The following is a 20318-nucleotide window of genomic DNA, read 5'->3' on the forward strand; positions in this document are numbered from 1 at the left end:
AAGGAGAACGACAATGCTATTTATAGACAATGAAGGAATTACAGATCCGCGCATTAATTTGGCGATTGAAGAATATGCACTGAGACAATTGCCTTCGGAGGAAAGTTATCTTCTGTTTTATATCAACGAGCCTTCCATCATCATTGGTAAAAACCAAAATACACTGGAAGAAATTAATTCGGAGTATGTGAAATCCCGCAACCTGCATGTCGTTCGCAGACTATCCGGCGGCGGGGCGGTGTATCATGATTTGGGGAATTTGAACTTCAGTTTCATAACCAAAGATGACGGCAATTCCTTTCACAATTTCCAAAAGTTCACCGAGCCAGTCGTGGCTGCGCTTGGCAGTCTTGGGGTTGAAGCGGCTTTGACGGGAAGAAATGATATTCAAGTCGGTGAGCGCAAAATTTCTGGCAATGCCCAGTTCTCAACGAAAGGCAGAATGTTCAGTCATGGCACACTGCTTTTTGACTCCGAAATAGAAAATGTCGTATCCGCGCTGAAAGTAAGCCCGGATAAAATCCAGTCCAAAGGGATTAAATCGATTCGGAGCAGGGTGGCTAACATTGTCGAGCTGCTAAATGAACCCATTACGATGGAAGAGTTCCGATTAAAGCTGCTTTCCTTTATTTTTGGCGTCGAAACCGATCAGATTCCAACTTATACATTGACTAAGGAAGACTGGTCCCGTATTCACGAGCTATCCCAAGAGCGTTACCAGAACTGGGACTGGAATTATGGGAAATCGCCCAAAAGCACAGTTCAAAACTCCAAACGCTTCAAAGGCGTTGGTTCTGTGGATGTGCGGCTAGATATTGAGGAAGGACGTATCAATCAAGCGAAAATCTACGGTGATTTCTTCGGAGCAGGCGATGTGGCTGAGCTGGAAGACATCTTAAAAGGTTCGCGCTATGAGGAATCAGCGCTCAGAGAGCGATTAGCGCAAGTGGACATGCGCCGTTATTTTGGAGCGCTTGATCTGGACTCTTTTACAGCATTACTCATGTTATCTTAATTTTTAGCAGCGACAGGGGGAAATCGGGCAATGACGAAGCTTTATTTGATTCGGCATGGGGAAACACAGTGGAATGAGGAGCGCAGAATGCAAGGACACTTGGACTCGCCTCTAACAGCCAAAGGACAGCAGCAGGCGACTTGGTTGTCCAATGCTTTGCAGGATGTTCATTTTGACAAGTTGTGTGCAAGCAGCAGCGGGCGTGCTCTTCAAACGGCAACGATAGTGAAAGGCACACGTGACATGGACATTCACACTTCCGATGACTGGAGAGAAATGAATTTAGGGGCATGGGAAGGGCGAATCTCCTCTGAAATTGAGGAACTGGACCCGGATAACTTTCATGCGTTCTGGCACGCTCCCCAGATGTACAAGACTTCAAAAGGTGAATCGTTTGAAGATCTGCAAAGACGTGTTATTCCTGCTCTAGAACGTTTGGTTGAAGAACATGCAGGGAAAACAATTGCCTTGGTGTCGCATTCGGTGACATTGAAAATTATCATGGCGTATTTGGAGCAGAAATCGCTGGCCGAGCTGTGGAACCCGCCTTATTTTCATCCAACTTGCTTAAGTATCGTTGAATTCAAGGATAGCAGACCTCATATTCAGCTCCATGCGGATACATCCCATTTTCCAGAAGAAAGGAAGGAATATGTATGATTCTAGAAGTAGCCATACTTCCTGTCATTCCAGGGAAAAATGCAGAGTTTGAAGCAGCGTTTCAGCAAGCCTCGTCGATCATTTCATCAATGAAAGGCTATATCTCTCATGAGTTGCAAGTATGTCTCGAGGATAGCAACAAATATTTGCTGCTTGTTCACTGGGAGACTCTTGAAGACCATACGGTGGGCTTTCGAGGTTCAGCGGAATATCAAGAGTGGCGCAAGCTGCTGCACCATTTCTATGATCCGTTCCCTGTGGTCGAGCATTATATCGTTAACCAATCTTATAAGCCCCAATAAGGGCTGGCGCGGTCTAAAATGGATCAAACGAGCGTAGGATGGATTGATACGAACCAAGAAACCATCCTGTGAACGAGGTGATCCTCATGAGTGGTCGAAGCTTGCCATCCAGACAGATCAACATCGTCTTGCGGCAGCCTGAGCCTGGCACGCATAGGCGGTCGGTTGATGGTGTAGGCGACCCACTAAACGCTTCGCCGCTGGCTGATTCCGAGCCGCAAGTAACCGGAAAAAGGACGCCGATGGAAGGTCCTCTTTCGGATATTTTCAAGGAGCTTAACCAATTGATCGGCCTCGATAATGTCAAAGAGCTGGTACATGAAATATATGCGCTGTTGCAAATCTCCCAGTTTCGTGCCGAAGCAGGACTGATCAGCAATGCGCATGTGTATCATATGATTTTCAAAGGAAGCCCAGGTACGGGGAAAACGACGGTCGCAAGGCTGATGGGCCGGATGTTTCACGCGATGGGCGTTCTGAGCAAAGGTCATTTTATCGAGGTGGAACGGGCAGATCTCGTAGGAGAATACATTGGGCATACCGCATTAAAGACCCGAGAACTGATGAAGAAGGCGATGGGTGGGATTCTATTTATTGATGAAGCCTACAGCTTGGCGCGTGGGGGAGATAAGGATTTCGGCAAGGAGTCGATAGATGCGCTGGTGAAAGGGATGGAGGATAAGAAGAATGAATTCATCCTCATCCTCGCCGGCTATAGCGACGAAATGGATCAATTTCTGGCAACGAATCCGGGTCTGCCTTCACGTTTCCCCATTCAAATTGATTTCGAGGACTATCCCATTGAACAATTGATTCAGATCACGGAGCTGATGGCGAAGGATCGAGAGTATGTTTTGCTGCCGCAGACGATTGTGAAGCTTAAACAGCATTTAGTTGAGGAGAAGGCTACGACATGGCGCGCTTTCAGCAATGCGAGGTATGTGCGCAACATTCTGGAGAAAGCGATGAGGCATCAAGCGGTAAGGCTGCTCAGCCAATATATCAACGCCCCTTCGAAAATTGAGCTGATGTCGATCAGGCCGGAAGATATGAAATTTAAGTGAACGTTTCAGGATGGAAAGCCTGCGATAGTGCAGTCTTATTCGAGCAAATTGGGTGAAAAGGGATGCATATTCGCAGGAATCATGCAGAATTCGGGGACTGGGGTAAACTGCCAGTTGACTTTCGGAAAAAACGAACAATTTCAGAATGAAGAGGACTGTTCTCACGTAGATTTATCTACTTTGGGGAGAGCCTCTTTTTTTATTGTATAAAACAATTGACAGATTGGCTGATCGGAGTAAAATAGACAGAGTGAACTTTTAAGATGATAATGATTATCACTATTGATGAAGTTAAAATTGGTTATATATGATGGGGAGTTGTGGTACATGCGTAAAGTTTTCTTAGCGAGTTGGATAGCGCTGCTTATGTTTATATCCGTACCAATGAGTGCAGGGGCTACTGCCGAAACGGATCTGGCCAAAGCGGATGAAGGAATCGTGAGTGCCATACAGGCGGCGGAAAGCGGTAAGCTTGAGGATGCCTCCAAGTTGTTCGATACGTTTCAAATGAATTGGCTGACTTATGAAGAGGGGATTAAGTCGAAGTCAACTGCTGCGTATCAAAAGATCGAACAAGCGATGGGCGAAGTATCCTTTCAGACGCTGAAACAGCCCGTGGACGCTCAGAAGCTGGTAGCCGGTCTTAAAGAACTTCACAGTCTGAATAAGAGCTTCATTGATGGCAATTTGGAAGCTTTCGGTAAAGCCATTCAAAATAATGGCAGCGTGACTGTGGGTTCCTTAGTTACTTTGCTCGAAACTGCCGCTGATCAGCTCAAGAAAAATGATGCTGCCGGCGCTTCAGACAGTATACAGACGCTTCGGAATTCCTGGCTGCAAATTGAAGGGATTGTTCTAACACAATCTTCCTCTGTTTATACGTCAATGGAGAGAGACATGGTTACAGCCTATGCACAATTGTCGGCTGTTCCGCCTCAAGTGACGGATGCCTCAGCTACTATCGCGCGCATGCACGCTGATTTGGGGCCATTGGCAGCAAAAACCAGCTATACGATGCTAGATGCGACGACAATTCTACTGCGTGAAGGATTAGAAGCACTTCTTGTTGTTATCGCGCTGCTTGGTTTCCTGAATAAATCAGGCCATGGTGATAAGAAAAAATGGATCTGGTATGGCGTTGGCGCTGGCTTGCTTGTCAGTGTAGCCCTCGGGGTTGTCGTTCAGCAATTGTTCTCTGCCAGTGCTTTTGGCAATAACAATTTCTTGATTGCAGGGTGTACCGGCATTTTCGCTGCTGTCATGCTGCTGTATATGAGTTACTGGCTGCACAGCAAATCCAGTGTCTCCAACTGGCAGCAGTACATAAGAGATCAGAGTGTCAAAGCGTTGGCTACTGGCAGCCTGGTATCGCTTAGCCTGCTTGCTTTTCTTGCGGTCTTTCGTGAAGGCACAGAAACCGCACTCTTCATGATCGGAATGGCTTCCTCGATTTCTTTGAGCTCTTTGCTCGGCGGTATTGCTATCGGGGTTGCAATTTTATTGATTGTTTCTTTCTTAATCCTGAAGATTGGTTTGAAAATTCCAATGCGTCCGTTCTTCCTGGTGTCCAGCTTCTTCGTGTTCTATCTCTGTTTCAAATTTGCAGGGATGGGTGTTCACGGGCTGCAATTAGCGGGTTATTTACCAGCAACAACCGCTTCTTGGCTGCCAAGCTGGGATGTAATTGCACTTTATCCAACTTTAGAAAGTGCAATCCCGCAATTTGTTCTTTTGCTATCAGCAGCATTTGCAGTCCTTTGGGACCGTCGTAAGTCCATTCAAATCAGAAACATGGCAATATCCAATAAATCATACAAATAGAAATAGTGGAGGGGTTTTTCCCGATGAACAAACGTAAGCAACTTATTATTTTGGCAGCAGCTACAACACTAGTACTCGCAGGCTGTGGTAAGACAACAACAACAGAGCCAGCTAAAGTTCCATTCAAAGATGGTTCTGCGGCACTTACAGCAAGTATTGATCAATTGAAAACCCAATTGGATGCTAACAAAGTGAAAGATCCGAAGAAATTATCGGAGCAATTCGAAAATCAATGGGTAAGCTTCGAGGACGAAGTCAAACCGAAGTTCCCTGAGCTGTATTTTAAAGTGGAAAAATTCTTAACACCTTTGGAAGCAGGTTTGAAACAAGACAAGCTGGATTATCCGACATTAACAGCGCTTAACAATAATCTGAAAGCTGCTGTTGCCGAACTGACAACTTCCTTCGCAGACAACAAAGGCGCAGTGAATAAAGATGTCATCACAGCCTCCAAAGAGCTGCAAGAGGCAGCTAAGGCTTACAATAAATATGTACAGGACCAAGGCAAGCAGTTGGTTACACTTTTGGAGCAGCTTGACGCGGCAGTGAAAAGCGGCGACTTGAAAAAGGCACAAGAAGCCTATGGACAATCACGGATGCCCTATGAGAGAATAGAACCGATTATCGAGACATTCAGCGAGTTGGATGGCGTTATGGATGCACGGGTAGATGACTTCAAAAATGAGAAAGATCCAGCATTCACGGGCTATCACCGTATAGAGTATTTACTATTTGTCAAAAAGAATGTGAAGGATGCAGAGTCTTTCTCTGCTCGTTTATTAGAAGACGGCAAGAAAATGCAGCAAGCCATTGCTTCAACAACCATTGAACCATCTGACTTTATCGCCGGTGTTGGCGAGTTGATGGAAGAAGCTCAATCCAAAAAAATTACGGGTGAAGAAGAGCGCTGGAGCGGAGCGACTGTACCAGTCATTCGTGCTAACGTTGAAGGCGCACAAGCCATTTATGACCTCGTCAAAGCTGAATTGAAGAAAAAAGACGCAGCACTGGATGAGAAGATCAGCAAAAGCCTTGCCGCTGTCATCGAGACGATGAATACTCTTTCTCCGGTTGGAGCGACTTGGAACGATTTCAGTAAAATAGAACAAGCCAAACAAATCGATTTGAAAAATAAACTGGAAGCACTGGCTGAGCCGCTTGTGAAAATGCCAGGCACATTAAGCAAATAAGAATGATGATGAAAGGGGCTTACGAAGGTCATGGGGGATAAAATGAATCGCCGTGCGTTTCTGGGAATGACAGCTGCAGGCGCGGCCGGGGTAGTACTTGGAGATCTGTTGGGGAAAGCCAAACAAGTGATGCCCAGCGGTTCTCATGTCGCCTCTGCGGATGCTGCGAATGAAACTATCTCGTTCTACGGTGCTCATCAAACTGGAGTTGTGACTCCTGCCCAGAACTTTGCCAATGTAGCTGCCTTTGATGTAACGACATCGGATGTTAAAGAACTGCAAGAACTCCTGAAGCATTGGACGGAGATGGCTGCTACGTTAATGGCTGGCAAGCCTTTGGCTGTGGAGCCGCAGGATGCTAAATTTCCGCCTATCGATACGGGGGAGCAGATCGGGCTGGATACGGGAAAACTGACCATTACTTTCGCGGTTGGTTCTACTTTGTTCGAAAAAGAGGGGATAGATCGCTTCGGACTGCGTTCACGCAAGCCGGCGGGCTTGACGGAGATGCCTATTTTCCATAAAGATTCGCTGCAGGACCAACTGACACATGGAGATATTGTGATTCAGGCTTGTTCTGACGATCCTATGATCTGTTTCCATGCTATCCGTAATTTGTCCAAGGCTGCTCGCGGTGTCGCTCATTTGCGGTGGCAGCAGACAGGACAGCTCGGCGTGAAATCTCAGGGAACGAAACGCAACCTCTTTGGCTTCAAAGACGGTACTAATAATCCTGCACTAAATGATGAGAACTTCATGAAAAATAATGTGTGGGTTGAGAGTTCCGATGGTGCACCTTGGCTGGCTGGCGGTACTTACATGGTCGTTCGCCGAATTCATATGCGGATTGAAACTTGGGATCAACAGTCCTATTCCGATCAAGAAACCATTATGGGCCGTCAGAAGGTGTCAGGGGCACCGCTGGATGCGCATGGCGAGTTCGATCAACCGAATTTCGCTGGCGATGCTGAAGGCAAAGTTACGGCGCTTGATTCGCATATTCGTTTATCCAATCCGCGTGCTGGCGAGAATTCCGAGCGGGAACGTATCCTGCGCCGCGGGTATAATTTCATGGATAATCTGGATGATGTAGGTCGTATTAATGCAGGATTGCTCTTCGTATGCTTCAATCGGAACATTCAAACACAGTTTGAATCCATTCAAAAGAGATTGACGAATCCGAAGCTTCCGGATCGAATGCTTGCCTATACCGATACAACAGGCGGCGGATATTTCGCTGTTCTGCCGGGGGTAACGGCAAAAGGAGCCTATTTAGGGCAAAGTTTATTTGCATAATGCCATGAAATGCTAACCGGAAGGCCACTGGCCTTTCGGTTTTATTTATGTTTTGCAGCAGACTCGATTATAATCAAATATTCCTGCTCCGCAAATTGACTTTCCCATGCATTTCCTACACAATGATGAAGGAATACGCCGAATTGCGGCTATTTCCCACGTCTGAATGACATGCAAAGGAGACCTTATATGAAAACAACTTCACATATGGTAGAAAAAGAAATCGATGACCGCGCGGTACTGGTTAGCCTGGTCACTCAAAAACAAAAGAAGAATGAATTGCTTGCCGAATATTCCTTGCAAGAGCTGGTCAAGTTGGCTGAGACAGCAGGGGTCCTTGTTCTGGAGACGATGACGCAGAATAAGGAAACCAAAGACTCCAAATGGTTCATCGGCAAAGGGAAGGTCGAAGAGCTGAGACTTCGGCTTGAAGAGCTTGGCGGGAATACGGCGATATTTGACCAAGAATTATCGGGCGCTCAAGTGCGGAATTTGGAAGCAGCCTTGGATGTGAAAATCATCGATCGTACTCAGCTGATTTTGGATATCTTCGCGCAGCGTGCAAAAACGCGTGAAGGGATTATTCAAGTTGAGCTCGCGCAGCTTAGCTACTTGCTCCCAAGGCTGTCTGGACAAGGCAAAAACCTCTCGCGTCTTGGAGGAGGAATTGGAACTAGAGGTCCCGGTGAGTCCAAGTTGGAAACCGATCGAAGACATATTCGCGGACGAATTGATGAATTGAAGGCCCAGCTGGAAGAAGTCGTTCGCCATCGTACCTTGCACCGCGAGCGCCGCAAGAAAACAGGCGTGTTTCAAGTAGCGCTTGTTGGCTATACCAATGCTGGCAAATCAACTTTATTGAAACAATTGACGCAAGCTGACGTCTATATTGAGAACCAATTGTTCGCTACCTTAGATCCTACATCACGGACAATGGAGCTGCCCGGCGGCAAAGAGATCGTTTTGACGGACACCGTAGGATTTATTCAGAACCTGCCGCATGATCTTGTCGCATCCTTCCGTGCAACGCTAGAGGAGGCCAATGAGGCTGATTTGATCCTGCATGTTGTTGACAGCTCAACAGATATGCGCAACGAGCAAATGCGTGTCGTTGAGGAAGTATTAGAAGAGCTGGGAGCGCATCAGAAGGAACAATTGACGCTTTTCAATAAGATTGATGTTTGTTCCCAGGAAGAGCGGGAAATGATCTCTGCCGAAGGGGAATTTCTGAAAATCAGTGCGTACAATCAGGAAGATCTGGAACGGCTTCGCCATGTGATTCAAGAGAAGCTGATGGGCGAAAGCAGAGAGTTTCGCATTCCGGCAGACAAAGGTGATATTATTTCCTTGATGTACCGCATCGGCGATGTGCTCGAGACAGAAGTAGATGGCGAAGACATGGTATTCAAAGTGCGAGTCAACAAGGATGATTACGTGAAGCTGGCATACCAATTAATCGCCTATGATCAACAAGCGCAGCAAGAGTTACAAGATCATGAGGGAGAGAGTTACTAACCATGCAATTCGGGGATAAAGTTATGGGTTTAATGGAAAGCGCTGAACGCAAAGTGGAGAGTGCTTTCCGGCAAATTGAGAAAACCATTGATTTGAATCAATGGAAAGTTATTCGTGCTTTCCAGGAGCACAAAGTAAGCGATTATCATTTCGCCTCTTCGACGGGGTATGGCTATAATGACCGCGGCAGAGAAGTGCTCGATCTTGTATATGCCGATGCCATGGGAGCCGAAGCGGCACTTGTTCGTCCTCACTTCGTTTCGGGTACCCACACGATTGGGACTGCGTTATTTGGTGTTCTGCGACCAAGCGAACATCTACTTTACATAACGGGGAAGCCCTATGACACATTGCACAAAGTTATTGGAAAGCCAGGGGACGGTACGGGTTCCTTACAGGATTTCGGCATCGCTTACAGCGAAGTTGCTCTGACCGAAGAGGGCGCTCCCGACTGGCCTGCTATCGCAGCGGCAATTCAGCCGAATACCAAGGTTATCGGTATACAGCGCTCCCGCGGCTACTCCTGGCGCCCGTCGTTCACAATAGAGCAAATCGGCGAAATGGTCCGATTCGTGAAGGAAATCAACCCGGCGCTTATCGTTTTCGTCGATAATTGCTATGGCGAATTTACCGAGCTGCAGGAGCCGACGCAGGTTGGCGTCGATCTGATGGCTGGCTCGCTGATTAAGAATCCGGGCGGCGGCATCGCCCCGTCCGGAGGCTACATTGCCGGGCGGCGCGACCTCGTGGAGCTCGCCGCTTATCGGTTAACCGCCCCAGGAATCGGGGGCGAGGTTGGCGCCATGCTCGGGACTACGCGAGCCATGTTCCAAGGGCTGTTTCTTGCCCCGCATCTAGTCGGGCAAGCTGTTAAGGGCTCCGTCTTCGCCGCTGCGGTGTTCGAAGAGCTGGGCTTCGAGAGCCATCCGCGTTGGCAGACGCCGCGCACGGACCTTATCCAAGCGATTCGTTTCACTTCCGCGGATCACTTGATCACTTTCGTGCAGGGCATCCAGAAGGCGGCTGCTGTGGATTCGCACGTGGTGCCGGAGCCTTGGGACATGCCTGGATATGAGCATCCTGTTATCATGGCAGCAGGGACTTTCATTCAAGGCGGCAGCTTGGAGTTATCGGCAGATGCGCCTATACGAGAGCCTTACATCGCTTATATGCAGGGTGGACTAACGTATTCGCACTGTAAATTAGGGGTGTTGACAGCTATCCAGCATATGGTAGACAAGGAATTGATATGAAAATCGAGACTGTGAACAAACCTAACACTCCTTGACACGTTTTTGTGAGAAAGGTACAATAAGGTTGAGGTACTTACGGAGCAGGAGTGATTAGCATGAGTGATGAAATACGTAGAAATATGGCGTTGTTCCCTATCGGAATTGTCATGAAGCTGACAGATTTAACCGCGAGACAAATTCGCTATTATGAACAGCACGAACTTATTATTCCGGCAAGAACAGCAGGCAATCAAAGACTCTATTCCTTTAACGATGTAGAACGTCTTCTTGAAATTAAAGATTTGATTGAAAAAGGTGTCAACATCGCAGGGATCAAGCAAGTTCTTATTCCTGTGGACAAAGATTCCGAGGATGCAACCATTTTGAACGAGCATACGGAAGTTAAGCGTAAAGAATTAACCGACTCTCAGCTGCACAAAATGTTGAAGCAGCAATTGATTGGCGGAGGCAAACGGCCTGATCAGGTTTCACTGATTCAAGGACAGCTTTCCAGATTCTACAAGTAACATTTCGTAAGCGTTTGTAAAATCGAGAGGAGAATGCACACGTGAGCTACAATGATAATTATACAAAAGAAGATATTCTTCGTATTGCAAAAGAGGAAAACGTTCGCTTCATCCGTTTGCAATTTACAGACTTGATGGGCAGCATTAAGAACGTGGAAATTCCTTTCAGCCAGCTTGAAAAAGCACTCGACAATAAAATGATGTTCGATGGCTCTTCCATTGAGGGGTATGTTCGTATTGAAGAGTCCGATATGTATCTATATCCGGATTTGGATACATGGGTTATTTTCCCTTGGGTGACAGAGAGCAAAGTAGCGCGTTTGATCTGCGATATCTATATGCCGGACGGCAGCCCGTTCGCTGGAGATCCTCGTGCTATCCTGAAAAATGCCTTGAAACAAGCGGAAGAAATGGGTTACACGGCAATGAACGTGGGTCCGGAGCCTGAATTTTTCTTATTCAAAACAGATGAAAAAGGCAATCCGACAACGGAACTGAATGATCAAGGCGGATACTTTGATTTGGCTCCAATGGACTTAGGCGAAAACTGTCGCCGCGACATCGTTCTGACACTGGAAGAAATGGGCTTCGAAATCGAAGCTTCTCACCACGAAGTGGCGCCAGGTCAACACGAAATCGACTTCAAATATGCAGATGCGATTAAAGCTGCTGACCAAATCCAAACGTTCAAACTGGTAGTTAAAACAGTAGCTAGACAGCATGGCCTGCATGCAACATTTATGCCTAAGCCTTTGTTCGGAATGAACGGATCCGGTATGCACTGTCACCAATCGCTTTTCAAAGACGATGTCAATGCTTTCTATGATGAGAACGACAAACTAGGATTGAGCACTGTAGCAAGACAATACATGGCAGGCGTACTTCGCCATGCACGTTCTTTCGCTGCGATTACCAATCCTACGGTTAACTCTTATAAACGTCTTGTTCCTGGTTATGAGGCACCTTGCTACGTGGCATGGTCAGCCAGCAACCGGAGCCCGATGATTCGTATCCCGGCTTCCCGTGGATTAAGCACGCGTGTTGAAGTGCGCAACCCGGATCCTGCGGCTAACCCTTATTTGGCGCTGGCTGTTATGCTTGCAGCTGGTCTTGATGGAATTAAGAACAAAATGCAGCTGCCTCCTCCAACTGACCGCAACATTTATGTCATGTCGGAAGAAGAGAGAGAAAGTCAAGGTATTCCAAGCTTGCCGCTCGATCTTAAGCAAGCGCTGGACGAGTTGCTTCGTGATGACGTGATCTGCGATACACTTGGCGAGCATGCTTTGGCTCACTTCTATGAGCTCAAAGAAATTGAGTGGGATATGTACCGCACACAAGTTCACCAATGGGAACGAGATCAATATCTTTCCTTGTACTAGAATAATCGTCAATTCGAGCATAAACAACTAGATAGGAGAAGCCCGTCAAAACTAGGAATTTACTAGGTTGATGGGCTTTTTCACGCGAAGGAGAAGAGATGCAATGGACAATTTTCAAAGGAATTTGGAAAAGTATGCAGAGCTTGTCGTCAAAATCGGAGTGAATTTGAATAAAGGGCAAGATCTTATGATTGAATCGCCGCTGGAGTCCTTGGAGCTGACGAGGCTTATTGTAAAAAAAGCTTATGAAGCGGGTGCGAACTTCGTTCAGGTACATTGGCAGGATGATGTCATAACTCGCAGCAAATTTGAACATGCGCATGATGAAGCTTTCGATTATTACCCACTGTGGTATACAGAAATGTTGGAGCGTTTTGTTGAGAATGGCGGGGCTTTGTTGAATATCAAGGTACCAGATCCTGATTTGTATGCAGGCATAGAGGCAAGCTTGATTTCCAGAGCATCCAAAGCCGCTGCTACGGCGAGAGGCAAGTATCAGCAGTATGTTAGGACAAGTACATTCAGCTGGTGTTTGATTAAAGCGCCTACCGTGGCATGGGCGAACAAGGTGTACGCAGAATTGCCGGAAGAGCAGCGCGTTAATGCCATGTGGGAGGCTATTTTTAAAATAAATCGCGTATATGAAGAAGATCCGGTTGCCGCGTGGCGAACGCATATTGAGCAGCTAAAACGCGTTCGCAAAGTGTTGAATGAGAAGAAATATCGAGCTCTGCACTATCGCGCAACAGGAACTGACTTAACCGTCGAGTTGCCAGAAAACCATATTTGGCTTGGCGGCGATAAAGCGAATGGGAGTGGTATTCGTTTTGTAGCCAATATGCCGACGGAAGAAGTCTTCACAATGCCGAAGAGAACGGGTGTTCGCGGTGTCGTTTCAAGTACAAAGCCATTGAATGTGAACGGGGCGTTAGTGGATCGTTTTTCATTCCGATTTGAAGAAGGAAAAGTTGTGGACTACCAAGCGGAGGTTGGTTATGAGCATTTATCCCGGCTGCTGGATATGGATGAAGGTGCCCGCTATTTAGGCGAAGTAGCCCTTGTTCCTTATGATTCGCCGATCTCCAATCTGGATCGAATTTTCTACAACACTGGCATTGATGAAAATGCTTCCTGTCACCTAGCTTTGGGCAGCTGCTACCCGATTAATGTGAAAGACGGAGCAACCCTTTCGACGGATGAATTGAAGGCGCGAGGTGGGAACACGAGCTTGATTCATGTTGATTTTATGATTGGCACATCAGATCTAGAGATCGATGGTTATCTGGAAGACGGCACGGTTGAACCTATTTTCCGTGCGGGGAATTGGGCACTTAAGTTTTAGTCAGACTGCTTAGGCGAGGCTTTGTTGAAGCTTAAGTTGGCTTTAACGGGTGCCAGCATTGAACCCGTGTTGAGCCTGCCGAAAAGGCAGGCTCAACGAGCAAAGAAGGCAGCCCCCGCGAATGTAGGCTGAGCCTGCGAAAAAGGCCGTCTCCGGAGGGCGACGGCATCATATCAGCGCTGAGCCTGCCGATAGAATTGACATCATAAAAATAGCAAATATAAAGAAAACCAAAATAAAGGCGAATTTCCATTCCAATTGAATGGGAATTCGCCTTTATCCACTTTAGTGCGATTCAAAAAATAAAAGTAGTCCTGTATGCCATGCTACATGTCGCGGAACAAGCCGATAACACGACCCAGAATCGTTACGTGCTTCAGGAGAATCGGTTGTAAAGCGGAATTCTCCGGTTGTAGTCGGATATGGTCACGTTCTTTGTAGAAGCGTTTCACGGTTGCTTCATCGTCTTCTGTCATTGCTACAACAATGTCTCCGTTATTAGCTGTTTGCTGCTGCTTAACGATGACATAATCACCATTATGAATACCGGCATCAATCATGCTGTCTCCCATAACGCTGAGCATGAATACATTGTTGTCTTTGACCATACTGACGGGAAGCGGGAAATAGTCTTCAATGTTCTCTGTTGCTGTGATAGGAACACCGGCGGTAACTTTCCCGACGAGAGGTACGCGAGCGACAGAGATGGCAAAATGCGTTTCTGCGCCATCCAAGCCCAGAATCTCAATTGCACGTGGCTTGGTAGGATCTCGACGAATTAAACCCTTCTTCTCAAGACGTTCCAAATGGCCGTGTACAGTAGAACTGGAAGCTAGTCCAACAGCTTCTCCGATTTCTCTAACGGAAGGCGGATACCCCTTATCTTTCACTTCGTTCTTAATGAAATCCAATATAGCTTGCTGACGCTGCGAAATCTTACTCAATAGTTATCACTCCAATACTGGGAATCATTACCCAAAGTATAACATAGAACCCGAGTTCGTACAAACATAAGTTCGAGAAAAAGGATTGACTCAAACATGTGTTCGTGTTATTCTGATACCAGAACAAATGTTTGGGAGATGATTACTCATGTATATGGCTTATTCGAACACTAACCACTCACACCTACCTCGTAGATCAGCTGACGCATCCAAAAGGATGACTTTTAGTTTCGGTAACACAAAAGCGTTTGTTCGCTTTTTCTTGTTAGCGATTATTCTGGTAGCGGTGTTTTCGTGTGGTGCTATGGTTCAAGCCTATGCAGGGGATGCAGCAACTACTTCTACAAACACTTCAGCGGTTAAGCAATCTCCTTCAAACTCAAATCAAATTTACAGAACAATCGTTCAAGAACGAGTTGTCATTCAACGTGGCGATACGATCTGGGAGATTGCTTCATTACATAAAAAGAGTGGAGAGAACATTCGTTCCTATATAGATAAAATTAAGACAATCAATCATTTAACGACCAGCGCCCTTCAAGAAGGACAAGTACTTATTCTTCCGTGATCCAATCTCACAATTATTTAATTTATATAACATCGGGGTGAGGACTTTTCCTATACCTCTTTTTGCTGTTTCCTTGACATTCCTGAATTGGGATGGCAAAGTATTAGTCATATTGAATTTTTGTCTGGGAGGATCATTATGAGTGACGATATGGATAAAAACATTGAGCGTATCAATGAACTTGCGCGCAAAGCAAAAACAGTCGGCTTAACTGATGAAGAAATTGATGAACGCAATGAATTAAGAAAAAAGTACATTGAAGCTTTCCGAGGCAATCTTAAAGTTCAACTTGATTCTATCAAGTTTACGGACGAAGAGTAGTTGCTTGTTCATATAGAAACAACATTCAAAAGGGGAAATGAATGATGACGTTGAAAGCTGTGCTTTTTGATTTGGATGACACGCTCCTGTGGGATGACCGAAGTGTGCAGGAAGCTTTTGAAGCGACATGTGCCGAAGCGGCAAAGCATGCAGCAGTGAATCCTGAAGAACTAGAAGCTTCTGTTCGCAAGGAAGCACGCGCATTATATGAAACATATGATACTTTTGCATTCACGAAGATGATAGGCATTAATCCATTTGAAGGCCTTTGGGCTAATTTTACGCAAGGTGAGAACGAGAACTTTCGTAAGCTGGAAAAGCTAGCACCCGGTTATCGCACGGAATCTTGGACAAGAGGGTTAAGCGCGCTGGGCATAGAAGACCGCGAGCTTGGTTACAAGCTTGGTGAACTTTTTCCTGCGGAACGCCGCAGCCGTCCTTTCGTATATGAGGAAACATTCCGAGTGTTGGACGCTTTGAAAGGGAAGTACAAGCTTCTATTATTAACAAACGGTTCGCCCGATTTGCAAAAAGAAAAATTGGCAGGTGTACCGAACATCGCAGCCTATTTTGACCACATCGTGATCTCTGGGGAATTTGGGGTAGGGAAACCAGATGTTTCTATTTTCAATCATGCTTTAGGTTTGCTTGATATTCAAGCTGAAGAGGGAATCATGATTGGGGACAAGCTGACAACGGATATTCTGGGGTCCGGCAGGGTGGGGATGCGCAATATATGGATTAACCATCATGGCCTTCAAAGTGGTGACGAGATCGTACCAGCGTACGAGGTGTCACGACTTCAAGATATTATACCGATCATTGCGAACGGGTAACACCATCATTCAAAAAGCCCAACGGCTGTATGGACCAATGTCCTGCACCGTTGGGCTTTTGTTAATAGAATTAAGCTTTGATGAAGTCCGGATCTTCGATGTTGTAAGCAACCCAGCCATCTTTTTCGATAAAGAGACGAACAGCGACGATTTCACGGTTGTCCATTAAGGTAAAGAAATGGTTTGTATTTTCTGGAACAGAAATTACGTCACCAGGCTCAAGCTCAACGTCAAAGTAACCAACTTCGTCTTCGGATTTAATAATGAAAATTCCTTTGCCGGACACGATAGCGCGAATTTCATCTTCGGTATGCGTGTGGACTTGCTCGAATTTCTGGAGAAGCTTTTCGATATCAGGCGTTGAATCCGAAAGGGCAATAACGTCCCAAATTTCGTAGCCACGTCTAGCGGCCAAGTCACGGATTTCTTCTTCATACGTGCTGATGATTTGAGCCTTCTCGTCATCACTCAAGATGAATTTCTCGCGAAGCGCCTCAGGAAGCTTAGTTGGATTCCAGTGCTCATAGACGACGTTGTGGCTATCCAAGAAGGCTTTTACTTCTGCTTCGCCTTCAATTCGTTCATTGGTTTTGCGAATTCTTATTTGTGCCATGCTGCATCCCTCTTTCTTAATAAATATACTATGTATTATAGTTGAAATGAGGGTGGCTGTCGATGGAGGAAGAGAAATTTTTCCGATAAATCCTATGGGTAATTAAGTTTATTCATAATCTTTTCATAGAAGCCTTATTCTGTTACACTAAATCTTAACATAATTTGTCGTTTTTAATTAGATATCGTGTAGGATAAGTTGAAAGGGAGTCATGTAATGTCTAAACCGCCGATTCAAGAGCAGCTCAAGAAAAAGATCATGATACTCGATGGTGCCATGGGTACGATGATTCAGCAGGAGAATTTAACAGCTGATGATTTCGGAAGCGATGATCTAGATGGGTGTAATGAAATTCTTTGCGTCACACGCCCGGACATTATCCGTAAAATTCATGAAGCTTATTTCGCTGCGGGTGCTGATATGATAGAAACGAACACATTCGGTACAACGAGTGTGGTTCTTGCAGAATATGATTTACAAGACCGTCATCGGGAATTAAATTTGGCGGCAGCCAAGCTGGCGATTGAAGCCGCAAATAAGTACTCAACACCGGAGTGGCCGCGTTATGTTGTAGGCGCAATGGGTCCAACTACGAAGACGCTGTCTGTCACAGGTGGAGTCACATTCGAACAGTTGGAAGATAGCTACTATGAGCAGGCATTAGCTTTGGTTGAAGCAGGTGTAGACGCCATTTTGTTGGAAACTTCCCAAGATACGCTGAACGTGAAAGCGGGAAGCATCGGAATTCGCCGTGCATTTGAACAAACGGGTATTGAGCTTCCGATTATGATCTCAGGAACGATTGAACCGATGGGGACTACGCTAGCCGGTCAAAATATTGAGTCCTTTTATATTTCACTTGAACATCTGAAGCCTATCTCTATGGGACTTAACTGTGCAACCGGTCCCGAGTTCATGAGGGATCATATTCGTACGCTATCTGATATCGCAGATTCAGCGATCAGCTGTTATCCGAATGCAGGCTTGCCTGATGAGAACGGCCACTATCACGAATCTCCGGAATCATTGGCTAAGAAAATGGCTGGATTTGCCGAGCAGGGCTGGCTGAATATCGCAGGAGGCTGCTGTGGAACTACGCCGGAACATATCCGTGCAATGGCCGAGACATTAAGTCAGTATAAGCCTAGAACGGAATATGGGACTCATTTGCCTGCTGTTTCCGGGATTGAGACGTTGTTCATTGAACCTGAGAACCGTCCTATTATGGTTGGTGAACGGACGAATATTTCGGGCTCGCGCAAATTTAAACGTCTGATCAAAGAAGGCAAGTTTGAAGAAGGATCTGAAATTGCTCGTACGCAAGTGAAGAACGGTGCTCATGTTATCGATATTAACTTACAAGATACAGACATTGATGAGGCTTATGCGGTTGAGGAGTTCATGCAGCAGGTTGTGAAAAAAGTAAAAGTTCCGTTAATGATTGACTCCACGTATGATCACATTATCGAGCTTGGACTCAAATATTCACAAGGGAAGGCTATCATTAACTCGATTAATTTAGAGGATGGCGAAACGAAATTTGAAGGCATTTTGCCATTAATCAAACGGTATGGGGCTGCTGTGGTCTGTATTCTCATTGATGAGCGAGGTCAAGCGGTTTCGCGCGAGGCGAAAATTGAAGTGGCGACGCGCTCCTATGAGCTTTTAACACAGAAGTATGGGATGAATCCAGAAGATATTATCTTCGATCCGAATATGTTCCCTGTTGGTTCAGGAGATCCGCAGTATATCGGTTCTGCTGTGGAAACCATTGAAGGAATTAAGATGATCAAGGAGAAATACCCGAAAGCCAAAACGATTCTGGGCTTAAGCAATATCTCTTTTGGTTTGCCGGATGCTGGGCGTGAGGTTCTGAACTCCGTTTATTTGTACCACTGTACGAAAGCTGGTCTTGATTATGCTATCGTAAATACAGAGAAGCTTGAACGGTATGCTTCCATACCGGACACAGAACGTCAATTAGCTGAAGAGCTCATCTATAATACGAACGACGATACACTTGCTCAATTCGTTGCTCATTTCCGTGAGAAAAAGGTTGAGAAAAAAGAGAAAATTTCGAATCTTTCTTTGGAAGAAAGACTAGGTTCTTATGTGGTTGAAGGAACCAAAGAAGGCTTGATTCCAGATTTGGAGATTGCCTTGCAAACCTATTCACCGCTGGAGGTCATTAACGGGCCGCTTATGAAGGGAATGGAGGAAGTAGGCCGCCTTTTCAACAACAATGAGTTAATTGTCGCAGAAGTTCTGCAAAGTGCCGAAGTGATGAAGGCTTCCGTGAATTATTTGGAGCCGTTTATGGAGAAATCCGAAACTGCGGTGAAGGGCAAAATTATTTTGGCCACGGTGAAGGGCGATGTGCATGATATCGGGAAGAACCTGGTCGAGATTATTTTATCGAATAATGGCTATAAAATTGTTAATCTCGGCATTAAAGTACCGCCTGAGCAAATTATTGAAGCTTATCGGAAAGAACTGCCGGACGCGATTGGTTTATCTGGGTTGCTTGTCAAATCAGCGCAGCAAATGGTAATCACGGCGCAGGATTTGAAGACAGCTGGTGTAGATGTACCCATATTGGTTGGCGGCGCCGCGCTGACGCGTAAGTTCACGAAAACACGTATCCAGCCGGAGTATGAAGGTGTTGTCCTGTATGCGAAGGATGCGATGGACGGGTTGGATATTGCCAACCGGCTTAGTGATCCTGAACAACGCAAGCGACTCATTCAAGAGCTCAGAGAGAGCCTGGAATCGGACGTTATGGATGCAGGCAAGAAAGAAGAAGTCATGCCTCAGCTAACACGTGTGAGTTCTTCCGCTGTTTCCAAAGATTTGCCGGTTCAGGTTCCTCAGGATACAGAGCGCCACATTCTCAGGGATTATCCAATCAGTCATTTGATGCCATATGTCAATATGCAAATGCTGCTAGGGCATCACTTAGGCTTAAAAGGCAAAGTTGAACAGCTGCTTGGCGACAAAGATGCGAAGGCTATGCAGTTAAAAGATACGGTGGATTCCATCCTCTATGCAGCTCAGAAAAATGGCATCATCAAGGCCCACGGGATGTATCGCTTCTTCCCGGCTCAATCAAATGGGAATGATATCATTATTTATGATCCGCAGGATCACAGCAAGGTTCTTGAGACTTTCACCTTCCCGCGTCAGGATAAAGAGCCGTACCTGTGCTTGTCAGACTATTTGAAGTCCGTTGAGAGCGGCCAAATGGATTATGTAGGGTTCCTATTAGTTACAGCAGGACATGATATTAATGAACTGGCCAAGGAATGGCGGGATAAAGGGGATTATTTGAAATCCCATGCGCTGCAGGCAACAGCTCTAGAAGTTGCGGAAGGATTTGCGGAACGCATCCATCATATTATGCGGGATGTACTAGGGATTGCCGATCGTGCAGATATGACTATGCAAGAGAGATTTGGCGCGAAATATATCGGTCAGCGCTTCTCCTTCGGATATCCGGCATGTCCAAATCTGGAGGATCAAGCGAAGCTGTTCAACTTGTTGAAGCCTGAGGATATCGGAGTCGAGTTGACAGAATCCTTCATGATGGAACCGGAAGCATCCGTATCGGCCATTGTATTTGGACATAAAGAGGCGCGTTACTTTAACGTAGGTTAGAACGTTAATGAATAAAGCGAGGCAGCTGATACGGAC

18 protein-coding genes are annotated in these 20318 nt (G+C 46.0%); 16 read left to right on the forward strand and 2 right to left on the reverse strand.

Annotation, left to right across the window (positions count from 1 at the left end; genetic code table 11):
* Positions 1–13 precede the first annotated feature (13 nt).
* The 12 genes from lplA (at position 14) to BC351_RS38240 (ending at position 13346) form a co-directional block, all read left to right on the forward strand.
* Positions 14–1015 carry a lipoate--protein ligase gene (gene lplA / locus BC351_RS38185; RefSeq protein WP_079420914.1) on the forward strand — a complete coding sequence of 334 codons (1002 nt, stop codon included), beginning with the start codon at positions 14–16 and terminating at the stop codon, positions 1013–1015.
* A gap of 30 nt (positions 1016–1045) precedes the next feature.
* Positions 1046–1675: a histidine phosphatase family protein gene (locus tag BC351_RS38190; RefSeq protein ID WP_079420915.1), complete on the forward strand. Its 630-nt coding sequence runs from the start codon at positions 1046–1048 to the stop codon at positions 1673–1675.
* The gene (locus BC351_RS38195; protein WP_079420916.1) at positions 1672–1977 is read left to right on the forward strand and encodes an antibiotic biosynthesis monooxygenase family protein; all 306 of its coding nucleotides are present in this window, start codon (positions 1672–1674) and stop codon (positions 1975–1977) included. The genes BC351_RS38190 and BC351_RS38195 overlap by 4 nt, the downstream gene beginning before the upstream one ends.
* 86 nt (positions 1978–2063) lie before the next feature.
* Positions 2064–3041 carry an AAA family ATPase gene (locus BC351_RS38200; RefSeq protein WP_079420917.1) on the forward strand — a complete coding sequence of 326 codons (978 nt, stop codon included), beginning with the start codon at positions 2064–2066 and terminating at the stop codon, positions 3039–3041.
* A 327-nt stretch (positions 3042–3368) separates the two neighbouring features.
* A complete protein-coding gene (locus tag BC351_RS38205) occupies positions 3369–4862 on the forward strand; it encodes an FTR1 family iron permease (RefSeq protein ID WP_079420918.1) in 1494 nt (497 codons plus the stop codon).
* Positions 4863–4885: 23 nt separating this feature from the next.
* A complete protein-coding gene (locus tag BC351_RS38210) occupies positions 4886–6052 on the forward strand; it encodes an EfeM/EfeO family lipoprotein (protein WP_079420919.1) in 1167 nt (388 codons plus the stop codon).
* A 30-nt stretch (positions 6053–6082) separates the two neighbouring features.
* Positions 6083–7348 carry an iron uptake transporter deferrochelatase/peroxidase subunit gene (gene efeB, locus BC351_RS38215; protein WP_079420920.1) on the forward strand — a complete coding sequence of 422 codons (1266 nt, stop codon included), beginning with the start codon at positions 6083–6085 and terminating at the stop codon, positions 7346–7348.
* A 189-nt stretch (positions 7349–7537) separates the two neighbouring features.
* A complete protein-coding gene (gene hflX / locus BC351_RS38220) occupies positions 7538–8863 on the forward strand; it encodes a GTPase HflX (RefSeq protein WP_079420921.1) in 1326 nt (441 codons plus the stop codon).
* A 32-nt stretch (positions 8864–8895) separates the two neighbouring features.
* Positions 8896–10116, forward strand: a complete 1221-nt coding sequence (locus BC351_RS38225; RefSeq protein WP_425270965.1) for a methionine gamma-lyase family protein — start codon at positions 8896–8898, stop codon at positions 10114–10116.
* A 95-nt stretch (positions 10117–10211) separates the two neighbouring features.
* On the forward strand, positions 10212–10622 hold the full coding sequence (locus BC351_RS38230) for a MerR family transcriptional regulator (protein ID WP_047676992.1): 411 nt from the start codon (positions 10212–10214) through the stop codon (positions 10620–10622).
* A gap of 41 nt (positions 10623–10663) precedes the next feature.
* Positions 10664–12004, forward strand: coding sequence for a type I glutamate--ammonia ligase (glnA, locus tag BC351_RS38235; RefSeq protein ID WP_079420923.1), 1341 nt, complete (start codon positions 10664–10666; stop codon positions 12002–12004).
* A 103-nt stretch (positions 12005–12107) separates the two neighbouring features.
* Positions 12108–13346 carry an aminopeptidase gene (locus tag BC351_RS38240; protein WP_079420924.1) on the forward strand — a complete coding sequence of 413 codons (1239 nt, stop codon included), beginning with the start codon at positions 12108–12110 and terminating at the stop codon, positions 13344–13346.
* 326 nt (positions 13347–13672) lie between these two features.
* On the opposite strand, the gene lexA is transcribed toward BC351_RS38240, so the two are convergent.
* On the reverse strand, positions 13673–14290 hold the full coding sequence (lexA, locus tag BC351_RS38245; protein ID WP_079420925.1) for a transcriptional repressor LexA: 618 nt from the start codon (positions 14288–14290) through the stop codon (positions 13673–13675).
* A 148-nt stretch (positions 14291–14438) separates the two neighbouring features.
* On the opposite strand from lexA, the gene BC351_RS43710 reads away from it, so the two are divergent.
* The 3 genes from BC351_RS43710 to BC351_RS38260 all read left to right on the forward strand — a co-directional run bounded on the left by BC351_RS43710 (position 14439) and on the right by BC351_RS38260 (position 16015).
* Entirely contained in the window at positions 14439–14858 is a 420-nt protein-coding gene (locus tag BC351_RS43710; protein ID WP_244209319.1) for a LysM peptidoglycan-binding domain-containing protein, read from the forward strand.
* A 138-nt stretch (positions 14859–14996) separates the two neighbouring features.
* Positions 14997–15179, forward strand: a complete 183-nt coding sequence (locus BC351_RS38255; protein WP_079420926.1) for a DUF896 domain-containing protein — start codon at positions 14997–14999, stop codon at positions 15177–15179.
* A gap of 44 nt (positions 15180–15223) precedes the next feature.
* Positions 15224–16015 (forward strand): HAD family hydrolase, encoded by a 792-nt coding sequence (locus tag BC351_RS38260; protein ID WP_079420927.1) that lies wholly within the window; start codon positions 15224–15226, stop codon positions 16013–16015.
* Positions 16016–16085: 70 nt separating this feature from the next.
* Here BC351_RS38260 and BC351_RS38265 read toward each other — a convergent pair whose 3' ends face one another.
* Positions 16086–16628: a cupin domain-containing protein gene (locus BC351_RS38265; protein ID WP_079420928.1), complete on the reverse strand. Its 543-nt coding sequence runs from the start codon at positions 16626–16628 to the stop codon at positions 16086–16088.
* 216 nt (positions 16629–16844) lie between these two features.
* Between BC351_RS38265 and metH the strand changes: the two genes are divergently transcribed.
* Complete coding sequence (metH, locus tag BC351_RS38270; protein WP_079420929.1) at positions 16845–20282, forward strand: methionine synthase; 3438 nt, start codon at positions 16845–16847, stop codon at positions 20280–20282.
* Positions 20283–20318 lie beyond the last annotated feature (36 nt).

This window comes from Paenibacillus ferrarius, from assembly GCF_002027705.1.
Lineage (GTDB): Bacteria > Bacillota > Bacilli > Paenibacillales > NBRC-103111 > Paenibacillus_E > Paenibacillus_E ferrarius.

Excerpts from the sequence above, each read along its gene's own strand:
- lplA (WP_079420914.1), top strand. The coding sequence starts at position 14 with ATGCTATTTATAGACAATGAAGGAATTACAGATCCGCGCATTAATTTG.
- BC351_RS38190 (WP_079420915.1), top strand. The coding sequence starts at position 1,046 with ATGACGAAGCTTTATTTGATTCGGCATGGGGAAACACAGTGGAATGAG.
- BC351_RS38195 (WP_079420916.1), top strand. The coding sequence starts at position 1,672 with ATGATTCTAGAAGTAGCCATACTTCCTGTCATTCCAGGGAAAAATGCA.
- BC351_RS38200 (WP_079420917.1), top strand. The coding sequence starts at position 2,064 with ATGAGTGGTCGAAGCTTGCCATCCAGACAGATCAACATCGTCTTGCGG.
- BC351_RS38205 (WP_079420918.1), top strand. The coding sequence starts at position 3,369 with ATGCGTAAAGTTTTCTTAGCGAGTTGGATAGCGCTGCTTATGTTTATA.
- BC351_RS38210 (WP_079420919.1), top strand. The coding sequence starts at position 4,886 with ATGAACAAACGTAAGCAACTTATTATTTTGGCAGCAGCTACAACACTA.
- efeB (WP_079420920.1), top strand. The coding sequence starts at position 6,083 with ATGGGGGATAAAATGAATCGCCGTGCGTTTCTGGGAATGACAGCTGCA.
- hflX (WP_079420921.1), top strand. The coding sequence starts at position 7,538 with ATGAAAACAACTTCACATATGGTAGAAAAAGAAATCGATGACCGCGCG.
- BC351_RS38225 (WP_425270965.1), top strand. The coding sequence starts at position 8,896 with ATGGAAAGCGCTGAACGCAAAGTGGAGAGTGCTTTCCGGCAAATTGAG.
- BC351_RS38230 (WP_047676992.1), top strand. The coding sequence starts at position 10,212 with ATGAGTGATGAAATACGTAGAAATATGGCGTTGTTCCCTATCGGAATT.
- BC351_RS38240 (WP_079420924.1), top strand. The coding sequence starts at position 12,108 with ATGGACAATTTTCAAAGGAATTTGGAAAAGTATGCAGAGCTTGTCGTC.
- BC351_RS43710 (WP_244209319.1), top strand. The coding sequence starts at position 14,439 with ATGTATATGGCTTATTCGAACACTAACCACTCACACCTACCTCGTAGA.
- BC351_RS38255 (WP_079420926.1), top strand. The coding sequence starts at position 14,997 with ATGAGTGACGATATGGATAAAAACATTGAGCGTATCAATGAACTTGCG.
- BC351_RS38260 (WP_079420927.1), top strand. The coding sequence starts at position 15,224 with ATGACGTTGAAAGCTGTGCTTTTTGATTTGGATGACACGCTCCTGTGG.
- BC351_RS38265 (WP_079420928.1), bottom strand. The coding sequence starts at position 16,628 with ATGGCACAAATAAGAATTCGCAAAACCAATGAACGAATTGAAGGCGAA.
- metH (WP_079420929.1), top strand. The coding sequence starts at position 16,845 with ATGTCTAAACCGCCGATTCAAGAGCAGCTCAAGAAAAAGATCATGATA.